We start from the raw sequence: 12467 nt of genomic DNA, 5'->3' as shown, positions 1-12467 counted from the left end.
GCATACGCCTTGTGAGCTTTCTTACCACACCCCCCACTTTTAAAACATCCTCTAAAGGTAGATATTACAGAAGAAGATATTGCTCATGCGCGTCAAGAAATGTGGGGTAATTTTCCTAGAGATATTGTTTAATGACATCAGTAGTAGCAGATACACACGCTTTAATTTGGTACATTTTTGACGTAGATAGACTATCCGAAACAGCATTAACAGCATTGGAACAAGCAGTTAATGTGGGTAATCCTATTTACATATCAGCTATCACAATCATAGAGATTTCTTATTTAGTTGAGAGAGGAAGATTTGCCCAAGAAGTGCTTACACGAATTTTAAATGCGTTGGATGATCCAATGTTGGCATTGTACTTGTACCTCTGGCTCGCAATATTTCAGGAATTATTAGACAAATTGACAGGGCAACGGTTCCTGATATGCCTGATAGGATTATTGCAGCTACCGCTTTTTCTTTAGGTATTCCCTTGGTGACTCGTGGTTTGCGAATTCAAGCTTTAACTACAATTGTGACTATTTGGTAGCAAGTAGATGCGATGTCTACGACAAGCCGCTCCGCGTCTACGCATTGTCAGTCGATACAATCGCAATCTGAGTCTATGCGATCGCATAATTAATTTACATCAAATCTTCTTCCGTTAGATCGGCGATTTTCATTAATGCTCTTAAAGTCCCGATTTTCAAGTCTTGATTTCGATGAACAGGAATAGAAAGTATTTTATTAAAATCAGAATTTTGGTAAATGTGATGACTACCTGTAATTCTCTGTAAAACCCAACCGCGCTGTTCGACAATTTTACATAGGTTTTTACCAGAGATTGATTTCATACTGCAATCTCGACAATTTGAGCATTTGATTCCAGTTTGTGACTACTATTTGCGACTTCTAACCAGCCTTCTATTGCATCTTTTAAATTTATTAATACCTCCTCCATTGTCTCACCTTCAGTAATACAACCAGGAAGTGCTGGAACTTCAGCCCAATAGCCACCTTCTTCTGCTGGATGAATAATTGCTTTTATTTTCATCGGCTTTGCTTTTCTTGGCTTATATTCAATTATCCAGTTTTTCGGATTTTAGGGCAAATAAAAAAACGTAATCAACCACAGGGCGATCGTATTATCACCCGATACAATCGCAATCAAAGTCGTTTTGATCGTCGTCAAAGTCGATCTGATTGCAATCTGAGTCGATGCGATCACATTCCAAAATCCTGAAGTATTGTGATCGCAGCGTACTCCAAAAAAGAACTCACAGGGTAGAATCTGAAATCTAGTAATCCCAATTTGCAATAAAAATACGACTTAGGGGGAAGGTTTCTAACCAACGAATCGAACTAAATGTTACATTTTATAGACCGCAACGCAACGAGAGAAGAACTCTCGAGACATCTGCACGCGTTGCTGTATAAGTGGGATTTTCAACAGTACTACTATCACGATATTTAATCTCTAAGATGTCGGTACCCCTATAACGCTCAACACTAGTTGGCATCCCACCCCTCACAGAAGGATTCATAGGGTTTTCCATTATACGCTTTATATACTCGTCGTATGGCATCCAGCCAGACACTTGATCGTATTTGTTGTCATTGTACCACCCGACTGTACTTGCGAAGCGAATATAATTTCGTTTATCATTATCGTTCCAATCTTTTAGTTTAACACCCAGTCTATTTCCTGTATCTAACCAAATTTTCTTTTGCACGCTGAAACCAAAATGTCCTTCTGAGTTTTGCAACCAATAATCATCAATTTGTTTAAGAACAGGACAGGAAAAGTTTTCTATTTGTGGATAATCAAGGAAACCTTCTTTTTCTCTATTAGCAATATAGAGGAGCATCTGCAAAGTTATTTCGTCAGCTTTTCGCCAATTTTTAGCTTTCAAAGAATACTCAAGTTGAGCATATAAATGTTGGGTTAGAGATTTTTTTACCTGCTTTCTCAACTCTGCTGCTTGAGTGTTCGTTGAAAGTAAATTAAGTAAATTTCGATGAACAGCTTCAACATCTTCGGCAGCAAGCAATTGGTTACTTTTTGTAAATGGACTAGTTTGCTCTGGATTCTTATTAAGAATTTCAAATGCTGATTTATAAGATTCTACAGCTTGGTTTATTTCTTTTTTATGCGATAGTAAATCACCTTTAACCTTATCAGCAAAAACTTGAATTTGTAACGCTTCACTAGAAGTAATAAAATTTTTATCTGCCTCTAAAATTTTTTGACTTGCTCTAATCTCTTTTTCAGCTTGTTCCCATTGTTCAAGTTGCTGATATGCTTGAGACATGGAAGTAAATAGCATTGCTTTTTTTAATTCATGATTTTTAATTTCGTAAGATAAACCTATTTGTTCCCTCGCCTGGCTCGCTGAAGATGATTTGTCTTTCTTATAAAGTTCTTCGCTCAGTTTGGATAATTGTGAGACATATTTAGTATTTTCTCGTATATCTTGAATATCCTTACCTGCCCAAATTATAGAAATTACTGCTCCCAATAAAGTCAGCACTAAAACAACCGAACCAATGCGAATACGTTTTTGAGCTTTCTGATTTGCTTCAGCTAGTTTTTGATTAGCTTCAGTCAGTGTCAGATTTATTTTCTCCGCTGCTTCCTTATCTTTTCTCTCTCTCTCTAAAGCAGCTTCTTGTTCCTTCGCAGCAATATCTTCCTGAATTTCTTGCTCTTTACTAGCTGCTAAAAACTGCCTATCTTGATAACTTAAACTCTTATCTCTTGCCCATACTTCAGCTTCTTGTAAAGCCTTTCCCCGCAATAATCGTGATGTATCATTTCCTTGTGAAGCCACCCAAAAGCGGAAATTCTCTGAATATGGGCGCAGATTTTTTAATTGATTATCTATCCAATTTTGATTAAAAACTTCTTGATATATGGGATTATAAACTCTTAAATTATTCTGCTGCCTAATAACCAATCCTGAAAGCTGTAACTCACTTTGCTCTAAAGTATCATCGGCTGTAATCTCAGATTGCTCATTCCTCAAGCGAATTTGCTGATACAGTTCTAGTAAATATCCAGCCCGTTGTTCATCTCGCAAAATTCTGGCTTGAATCGTTCGTAAATGCTCAGGCTCATCTTGAGATTCCCAATTTTCAATAATCCGCGACTTCACCACCTGCTCAACAGTGCGAGGATTGTCTGCAAAAGATTCTTCAATCATAAACTGACACAGCTTTTGCGTCAGAAATGGTTGTCCTCCTGTCCAATATAAAATTTCTTTCATTACTACTTCAGGGTTAGAAAATCTCCCTGATATCCCCTTTGCTAACGGCTCAATTTCATGCAATTGAAAACCAGTCAACGAGATGGCCTGACCAATATTAAACGGAGTGCGTTGTTTATCCTCAATCAAATTGCTAGGTGATGCGACTCCCAACAAACAAAAGGTGAGACGATTATATTCAGGATTATCAACACGCTTGTTATAACAGGCACGAATCAAGGCAAAAAAGTCATCGGTGGGAAATTTGAGGCTGAGTACACTATCAATTTCATCAATAAAAATAACAATATTTTCTTTAACTTCAGCAAGTAATATATCTTCTAAAAATTTACGAAATCTTGTCACCAAGGAATTTAACTGATTCGCCTCCCACCAATCACCAAAATCTACATCTAAGCCAAAACTTTCAATTAAATTATCAATTAAATCTGCATACCATTGTTCGGGAGGGACATTTTGAATACCGCCAGCGGAAAGGTCAATTGCTGCACATTGTACACCTTCTTCTCTGAGTCTTTGCATGGTTCGCACACGCAAGCTAGACTTTCCGCTTTGTCGGGAGTTCAAGACATAACAAAACTTTCCTGCTTTTAGTCCTGCATACAAATCACTGTCAGCTTGGCGTGTGACGTAGGTGCTGGCATTTTCCGGTAGACTTCCAGAGAATTGATAGTGGTCATTTGTCATTTGTCATTGATTATTTGTCATTGGATTTAGATCCCCGACTTCTTGAAGAAGTCGGGGATCTGGGTATTACCCTAAACGCACTGAGAAATACTGACGATATAATTCACAACTCGGAACACAATCATTACCTGAAAGTTTTACCAATCCTAAACTATGTAACTTGAATGCTACCTCAGTATCTAACCGGACAGGCACATTGGCCATTACTACATTTTTATACCCCAACTCAAGCAGAAAATTATGTTGTAAATGCCACAATTGTTGTCGCAAATGGTCGCTAAAAATTCCCTGTTCTGTTGGTGCAAGTTGCAAAAGTTCTTCTATACTAGCTTGGGGATTTTTGAGATAAGCAACAGCTTGCTGGATTAAATCGGGATGTCCGCCTACTAACCCCATCAACTCACTTAAATCTTGTTTTCCCAACTTATCTGCTAATTCATACTGCTTGGCTAAAGATTCTACTTGTTGCACGTTAAATTCGAGTAACTCAATTGCGATTCCCACATTAAATGGTGAGTGATTGGTATCTAAAGTAGGATAAGCTTCAGTGGAATGAACTACAACTAATCGCAGTTTCTTCCAAAGATTACCAATTTTGTCTCCTTGTTTAGCTGCTTCATACCATCCCCGCAGTAATAAACAGAATTGGGGAAAAATATCTGGATATGCAAAGAGTCGCTCAAAGTTATCTATAGCTAAAACTAGAGGATTATCAGTAATTGCTAATAAATATTTTTGAAAATAACGAGTGCAGTTTTTATTAAGCCCAAAAACTTCTTGCCAGTATTTATCTAATTGGGGTTCTACTTCTAGGCTGTCGGAAACATCAACACATAACCATTGTAAAAATGTTTTGGTATCAGCCAGGATATTAATATCAGCAAGTTGTAAATCTAGTTTTGCTGTTTGATAACCTTGCTCTCTAGCATGAGTTAGTACTTTCTCCAATAGCAATGTTTTCCCCATTTTCTGCGGCGATCTAATGCGAATTAGCGCTCCCGGTTGTAAAATTGCCGCACAACATTTTTCCTCAATTGGCGGTCTTTCTATATATATTGTCTTCGCTGCTGAAGAATTTAAGAATGCTGTATCTCTTGTAGTCATTAATTTAGGTGTCAGGTTCTCTGGTATCCCAGCTACACGAATCAAGCTGCAACCTAACTTATAAGCAAACTCATAACCTTTATCTGCGCCAAGTGCATCATAAAAACCCACTGCAAATTCAATTGCTGCTTGATCGCCAATTTGCTGACTCATGCCAACAACATAATTAATATGTCGCGCTATTTCCAAAGCTTGGTATTTAGAGTAACAGGCATTGAGAACCACACATTGTACTTGGTCAGCAAATAGTTGAAATAGCCCAGCTAAAGCCTCAGCATCAACTAACTTAATTTGACCCGATTCATCTTCAAATACTAAGCCTTCTTCTCCTATCCCATGTCCAGAAAAATGAATAATGTGGGGTTCGTATTCTAAAATAGCTCTGTGTATATCCCTGTAGCGTACTGCTTCTGCTGTAGTAATAGAATATTGGTCACGATTCCTTGACCTTTTCAACCCCTCCTTAATTTCGCGCATTTCCTCACCCAGACGAAGTTGGCTGCTACCTTTGGGATTTGCGGATAAAAGTAGGATTTTCCGAGTTTGATTTTGGTTACTCATCATGAGATTTGAACCGGAGAAGTCCAACAGGAAGGCTAAACTGGCAGATATCTACATTTTGAGTATGCGATTTTTCGGACTTTAGGGCAAACATCAGTATAATTTTGGCAGTGTGCTAAACAGCCCAGCCATCAGGAGGAAGTAAAAATTTTATAGGTATGCTATGAATAATTTGATATTTTTATGATCTTGTATCTTAAGTTTTTATCCTTATGAAGCGTTCCGCCTGCCTTATTTTTAATCCGGTTGCAGGTCAAGGTGATTCAGAACAAGATCTGGAGCAGATTCGAGCAATACTAGAGCCAGAAATTGACTTAGATATTTACATAACTACTGAAGAAATCGGTGCTGACAAACTGGCTTATGCAGCAGTTGAGCGTGGGGTAGATGAAATTATTGCTTCGGGTGGAGATGGTACTCTCTCAGCCGCTGCGGCAGCTGTAATCAATACTGAGATTCCCTTAGGCATTATTTCTCGAGGCACAGCAAACGCTTTTGCCACAGCTTTGGGTATTCCTGATACCATTGACGCCGCCTGCGAGACTATCTTGCAAAGAGCAACTAAAAATGTAGATGTAGCCTATTGCAACGATCTGCCAATGGTACTACTGGTTGGGGTGGGTTTTGAGGCTGAAACTGTAGAAAAAGCAGACAGAGAAGCTAAAAAACGCTTTGGAATTATGGCATACGTCTTGGCAGGACTCCAACAGTTGCGGGAGTTAGAAAGTTTTGATGTAGAAATTGAAACTGAAGATAGGATAATTAAAACCAGCGCTGTGGCTGTAACAGTGGCAAATGCCGCACCTCCCACTTCAGTTTTAGCTCAAGGGCCCGCAGGCCTGATTTATGATGATGGGTTGTTGGATTTAACAATTGTCGCTCCAGTTAATAAAGCTGGAGCGATCGCAGCTACATATCACCTATTTCAAACTGCTTCTTCAGGTAATCCAGCAGAGAGGGATGACATTGGCTACCTACGAGCTAAACAATTCAAAATCACGACAGAACCACCACAAAAAGTAGTTCTAGATGGTGAAATCATCGGTAACACACCGATAGAAGTCAAGTGCGTACCAGCTGGCTTGAAGGTTTTTGTACCTTCAGTAGAAGAGGAAGTACCTACAGAAAAGTTAGAGGGGCTGCCCAACTTAACAATTGAGTTCAAAGATGCAGTTGAGGAGTGAAGAAGGGGAACAGAGGGACGCAGGGACGCAGAGAAATAATAAATAAGCTAACCAGCCTTTAAGTTACATAATCCTTAGCCTCAGAAAGACGCGGCGACGCGGAGATGCAATTTTAATGGTTATTAGCTTAACAAATGACCAATGACAACTGACTAATGCCAAATTCAGGAGTAAAGTGCATTGAAACTTGTTTCCGATCCGGCGATCGCTAAAAAAATTCGCAAGATGCAGCAACGGGTAAAATGGCAAGACCCGTTAATTTTGGAACGCAGCATTGACCAAACTAAGCTAGTACTGAAAGATAATCAGGCAGAAGATTCTGAGTTCTCGTTTTTGGTTGTAGGCGATAGTGGTGCCGGAACGCACAAGGGACACGATCCCCAAAGACGGGTTGCTGAACTGATGTTACCCCATCATGATGAATGCCGTTTCATGTTGCATACAGGCGATGTGATCTATCTTGTGGGGTCGAGAGAGTACTACCAACAGAACTTTATCCAGCCTTACCGAGAGTTTCTCCTAGGTGGTGAACAGCCTAAAAAGATTGCCTATGACAAAATGGTTTTCAATCTGCCGATTCTGCCTGTACCAGGAAATCATGATTACTATGACTTGCCGCTTTTATTTGGCTTAGTTTCTGTAACAACATTACCCATCCGCCGCCTATTGCAATCGCGGTTAGATTTGGATGTCGGTTTATATGGCTCAGGAACGGGTGATGCTTATGCACGGGCGTTTCTAGACTATCTCTGCGCTTTTCAGTTCCCCGGAGATTTAGCCCGTCACTTAGACCAGCATTATACGAGCAAAACAGACACTGGTCGCTGCCTTTCCTATCAACCAGGAAGCTTTACCCGGCTGCCAAATCGCTATTACACCTTTCGTTACGGTGGTATTGATTTCTTCGCACTGGATTCTAATACATTTAACGATCCACCACCACTGCCAAAAACTCAAGAAGGTGATAGCGATCGCCGAATTTTAGAGAAACGCCGCGCTGATTTAGAGCAAGAAAAGCAGCAAATTATGGCAGATTCAGCAATTCTCAATCCTAACAACCCCAAGGATGCTGAACAACTAGATGATTTGCAAGTCAAACTTACCCAAATTGAAGAAATTATTGTTGATATTGACAAGCAATTAGCCAGTGACAAAACAACATTGACTGATATTGAACAGCTAGACTGGCTAAGGCAGAAATTAATTGAATCTTGGAACACCAAAGAGGTTCGAGGTAGAGTGATTTACTTTCATCATCCTCCTTATGTAACTGAAGCCACAAAATGGCAACAAGCCCAAACTTTAGCAATCCGTAGCCGCCTGCGTGGAGTTTTAGATGCGGTAGCTGAAAAATTAGGTTCACTGACTCAGGGGCGTCCTTTAGTTGATTTGGTGATTAATGGCCACGCCCATTGCTTAGAATATCTCCAAACAGCAGACACAGGACACGCTGATTCTCATATCCCTTGGATTGTTTGTGGTGGTAGTGGTTTTAGTTTACGCCGCCAGCGAACTGAAGGGTCAGATTTGCGAGAAATTAGGAGAGATGGAGAGAAATTAGTCGCGCGATCGCATCTTTTTATCGGACGCAGTGGACAGGGTTCTAACAAACACAGACCTTACTCCTGTCTTCGTATTGATGTCAAAGGCGATGGTCAGCCTAAATTTATTGTCCGTCCCTTAGTTGCTGAATGGTATCAACGGGAGTGGCGCGATCGCAAAATTGAACCGTTTGAGATCTAGCTTAAACATGATCAATCTTCAAGCAGGCGTGAGATTATTTCTTCGCCTGAATTACAATTGCACGTCCATCTACTTTGATGACTTGAATACCATTTTCTAAAACAATCATTGGAACTTTCCAATAAGAATGACCGCAGATCACTAATAAATCATTTGTAAGATTGATTTTTTCTAACTCCCGTCTAATAGATTCTTGCCCAACCAAATTGCCCTGTGGGTCATTCGGCCCTTCGTGTAATATCAAAATGTCTGGCGATTGCTTCAATAGCAACCGAATTATTTTCAGAAATTCTTTTTCAGGACGCCTGAATGGTTTGCCTTTTTTGCCAATAATCCCAGAAATTCCCGCTAGACTAAGCTCACCATTGCTTTTAATCTCACCGTCGAGATAGTAAATATTTCTATGCTGCTGAAAACTTTGAACTTGTAATGGTGTATTACCTAGACTATCGTGATTTCCGGCAACGCCAGCTACCCACCGAAATCTGCGATTAAAAGCTAACCAAATCTCTCTGACATCACCAACTACGCCACCACGCCTATTGACCTCTGCATATAAATCCCCTGCTAAGATCATGCCTGTATTTTTTAATGAGGGAATTTTGCCGATTTCTGCCAATTTCTCTAATTCTTCGATCGCAAGATAAGAGAGAAGTTGTTGATTTTTGGGGTCAACTCCTTGTAAATCGCTGGTAACAATAATTGCCTCTAAATTATTAGGTAGATAATCAACTTCTGCTAATAAAATAGGTAGACTTCTTGCGATCGCACCAACACCACCAGCAGCTGCCGTGAGATACTGTATCTGATGAATCGGTAAGTTAGAAATTGAGATGATTTGCATCAGAGGGAAAATCTAGAACTATGAAAGTGCGATCGCACCTTTTCATCGGATGCAGTATCCAAACAAAACAGCTTGATATCTAGCCATTTATCAGTTGCTACGCACAGTAATTACAGCCACCGGGCAGCGTGCTTTATTGAGAATAGCATCAGCACGATGCCCAAAGAATACTCGACCTGTTATTGTCTGAATACTGCTGCCCAAAACAATCAAATCTACTTGCATAGTATGGGCATATTTGATAATTTCAAACTCTGGAATGCCTGCCAGAATCGCAGTTTTAACCTCTGCTCCAAATCCTCGCCCCACCTCAGCTTGCTGCTGCACAATCTGTTTGGCAATGTCTGTTACAGAATGAATTGTCTGCTCCTCAAACAGAACATATTCACGCTGAGTTCGGTTGACGACATTAACTAAAGTGACAGTTGCTCCAGTTTGAGCAGCAATTGTACTTGCAACCTCAACTGCGTGTAGGCTGTACTCGTTGCCACTAGTGGGTACTAAAATATGGCCAAGTTTGTGATAGCCACTTGGCTCAGTTGTAGATAAGTTTGATTTCACCACCATTGTGGCGCAAGGAGCTTCCTGAACCACTCGATCGACTAACAAATTGAACAGGGAACCACGAGAACGCTGATTTCCTGTAGCACCCAAAACAATCAGGTCATAGCCTTTGTTAGCTTCTTTTAAAATTATGTCAGCCTTGTTTTGTCCTGATTCAACTTTAGTATGCAGCAGCGAATCAGCGGGAAGATTCATTTCATTGACTACGGCAGCAATAGCGGTTTCTGCTGTATTCTCCTTAACAGCAGTTGCTATAGCTTTTACTGATTTACGTGTAGGTTGTTGATCGCTTTTGGCATATAGAGCAGTTACTTCCAGAGAATTTTGCTGTGCCAAATGGTTAACTAACTGGGCAGCTAACCTGACGTTCGGCCCACCTTGAGTGGGTACGAGTACGCGGCGAATGCGCTTGATAAAGCTGCGGCTAGCTAGTTCTTCTTGCTCTAAGCGTTGGGCTTCTTCTTCACCGATTGAGACTTTAGAAAGCGACCAGCGTAACAAAGGCGGGGCCATAAGTGAGGTGACGATCGCCACCATCACAATAATTGAATACATCTGTGGATTCAGTACACCCAAGGAAACCCCAATGGTGGCAACGATAATCTCCATCGCACCCCTGGCGTTCATCCCCGATCCCATTGCGATCGCTTCCCAGTGGCTTAAGCCACCCACACGCGAACCTAGATAAGCGCCAGTGAATTTGCCAAAACAGGCGATCGCCAGCACTATTAAGCCAACCACAAATGTTTGGGGACTGAGCAGTTGCAGCAAGTCTACCTTCAATCCTGCTGTGGCAAAGAAAATCGGCGCGAGAAACCCAGCCGTGATGAGTTCCAGGGTTAGACCAGCCTCTCGGCTAAAACGGGGTGATTGTCCTGCCAAAATCCCGGTCACAAATGCTCCTAGTGCGGCTTCAATTCCTAAGGTGTGAGTAAAAGCAGCTGCACTTAGGGCTAGTACTAACAAAGCCGATAAACTAGCTGTCGGCCCACCAATATAATCGTCTACCCAGCGCAACACTCTAGTCATGAGCGATCGCCCTAAGGTAAAGGCGATTCCTAAAAACAGTACTGCGCCTCCAATTGACCTAAATACCGTCGGGAAATCAAATTTACCACTGGTTGCTAACCCAGACACCACTGAAAGCAGAATCCAGCCTAGAGTATCATCGGTCATCCCAGCTGCGAGAGTTACCTGGCCAATGTCACGCCGAATCAGCTTTAAGTCCATTAACACCTTAGCAATCACTGGTACTGCTGAGATACTCATGGCAGTGGCAATAAACAGACTGAAGATTAACCTTTGCTCAGGGTTTGCCAAAAAACTGTCTGGGAGGAACCAACCCAGCCCTAGTCCTGTTGCAAAGGGAATAATAATACCACCTAAGGAAATTAGTAATGCTGTTTTGCCCTTACGGACAATCAAATTCAAGTCGGTTTCTAATCCAGTCACAATTAGTAAGAACAACACGCCTAACCAAGAGACAACTGAAAGCAAATCAGACTGCGCCTGACTTTGAGGAAAAATATGATGCTGTAAATTTGGCAAAATCCAGCCGAACACTGATGGACCCAGCAGCACCCCTGCGAGTAGTTCACCCACCACTGGTGGTAGCTTGATTCGACGCATAAATTCGCCCAAGCCTCTAGCAACCAAAAGCAGTAAAGCTAATTCCAGCAATACCAGCAGCAACTCATGGTGACCAAGGGGTTTAATTAGACCTTTTTGTGGTAATGTGCCAGACGCGAGTAAAGGGTTAAGCAGTAAATTCATCTGTTCAGTAGTGTTTGATTAATGCAGCTAGATTAGAGTTTTGACAATACAAGCATTTATATAAAAACAAAAATAATGATGAGGATTTTTCCTCATCATCACATTTACAGTACCTCTATAAACCTTCGACCATTGTTGCAGTAACAAGCTAAACGAGTCCTGGACCTCTACCCCGTGTGTCACCCTTGTCTGTTAACTCACCTTCTTTGTCTTCATTTGCTTCGATGATTTCCTCAACACGGTTAGCAGTGTCCTGTTCTGCTGATTGCTGTGCATCACCAGGTACTTCATAGTACATTTCTGGTTCAACTGCGTAATTGTTTAATAAACCTTCTTTATCAACTGTGTAGCCGTCTGTGGTGCGTATGCTTTCAGAGTCGGTTTGATCATCAGTGGGAGCGCCTGCTTCTCTTTCTTCTGTGGGGACTGTTTTGTACAAGTCTCCTTCTCTTTCTTTACGCGCAGCAGTTTCTGCGGGGATTATACCTCTGTCATATACATCTGATTCAACGCGATCTGATGAATCTATTGCTTTCTTAACTTCTTTATTAGCCATAAATCAAGTCCTCATTAAAGATTTTGTTGAATAACTTCTTGAACTAGATTAGGCTTTCAGTCCTAGATAAAGATACTATCTTTAGAAGTGAATTAATTAGGTTAAGCAACTATTTACTCTATCCGAAGATATATCTTAATTTCTGATGAAGGGCAAAATGCTTAAATATTGGGGGCAATATTAACTTCTTCGATTAATAG

At 40.9% G+C, this 12467-nt stretch carries 10 protein-coding genes; 3 read left to right on the top strand and 7 right to left on the bottom strand.

Annotated features, from left to right (window positions below):
- Positions 1-131: 131 nt before the first annotated feature.
- Positions 132-470: a PIN domain-containing protein gene (locus tag BV375_RS07030; protein WP_243713869.1), complete on the top strand. Its 339-nt coding sequence runs from the start codon at positions 132-134 to the stop codon at positions 468-470.
- A 159-nt stretch (positions 471-629) separates the two neighbouring features.
- Here the strand turns inward: BV375_RS07030 and BV375_RS07025 are convergent, their stop codons facing one another.
- From BV375_RS07025 to BV375_RS07010, 4 genes are all read right to left on the bottom strand, one after another.
- On the bottom strand, positions 630-839 hold the full coding sequence (locus BV375_RS07025) for a type II toxin-antitoxin system HicA family toxin (protein ID WP_086758704.1): 210 nt from the start codon (positions 837-839) through the stop codon (positions 630-632).
- Entirely contained in the window at positions 836-1039 is a 204-nt protein-coding gene (locus BV375_RS07020) for a type II toxin-antitoxin system HicB family antitoxin (RefSeq protein ID WP_086681892.1), read from the bottom strand. The genes BV375_RS07025 and BV375_RS07020 overlap by 4 nt, the downstream gene beginning before the upstream one ends.
- A gap of 322 nt (positions 1040-1361) precedes the next feature.
- Positions 1362-3938, bottom strand: coding sequence for an AAA-like domain-containing protein (locus BV375_RS07015; RefSeq protein WP_086758702.1), 2577 nt, complete (start codon positions 3936-3938; stop codon positions 1362-1364).
- A gap of 66 nt (positions 3939-4004) precedes the next feature.
- Entirely contained in the window at positions 4005-5606 is a 1602-nt protein-coding gene (locus BV375_RS07010) for an AAA-like domain-containing protein (protein ID WP_086758700.1), read from the bottom strand.
- A gap of 209 nt (positions 5607-5815) precedes the next feature.
- Between BV375_RS07010 and BV375_RS07005 the strand changes: the two genes are divergently transcribed.
- Positions 5816-6787: a YegS/Rv2252/BmrU family lipid kinase gene (locus tag BV375_RS07005; RefSeq protein ID WP_086758698.1), complete on the top strand. Its 972-nt coding sequence runs from the start codon at positions 5816-5818 to the stop codon at positions 6785-6787.
- A gap of 180 nt (positions 6788-6967) precedes the next feature.
- The gene (locus BV375_RS07000; protein ID WP_086758696.1) at positions 6968-8530 is read left to right on the top strand and encodes a metallophosphoesterase; all 1563 of its coding nucleotides are present in this window, start codon (positions 6968-6970) and stop codon (positions 8528-8530) included.
- Between the two features lie 34 nt (positions 8531-8564).
- Here the strand turns inward: BV375_RS07000 and BV375_RS06995 are convergent, their stop codons facing one another.
- The 3 genes from BV375_RS06995 to BV375_RS06985 all read right to left on the bottom strand — a co-directional run bounded on the left by BV375_RS06995 (position 8565) and on the right by BV375_RS06985 (position 12267).
- Positions 8565-9374 (bottom strand): metallophosphoesterase, encoded by an 810-nt coding sequence (locus BV375_RS06995; RefSeq protein WP_086758694.1) that lies wholly within the window; start codon positions 9372-9374, stop codon positions 8565-8567.
- Positions 9375-9464: 90 nt separating this feature from the next.
- A complete protein-coding gene (locus BV375_RS06990) occupies positions 9465-11711 on the bottom strand; it encodes a cation:proton antiporter (RefSeq protein ID WP_086758692.1) in 2247 nt (748 codons plus the stop codon).
- A gap of 148 nt (positions 11712-11859) precedes the next feature.
- Positions 11860-12267 carry a hypothetical protein gene (locus tag BV375_RS06985; protein WP_086758690.1) on the bottom strand — a complete coding sequence of 136 codons (408 nt, stop codon included), beginning with the start codon at positions 12265-12267 and terminating at the stop codon, positions 11860-11862.
- Between the last annotated feature and the right edge of the window lie 200 nt (positions 12268-12467).

The sequence above is a fragment of the Nostoc sp. 106C genome, from assembly GCF_002154725.1.
GTDB lineage: Bacteria > Cyanobacteriota > Cyanobacteriia > Cyanobacteriales > Nostocaceae > Aulosira.
This window is presented reverse-complemented; position numbering and strand designations above follow the sequence as displayed.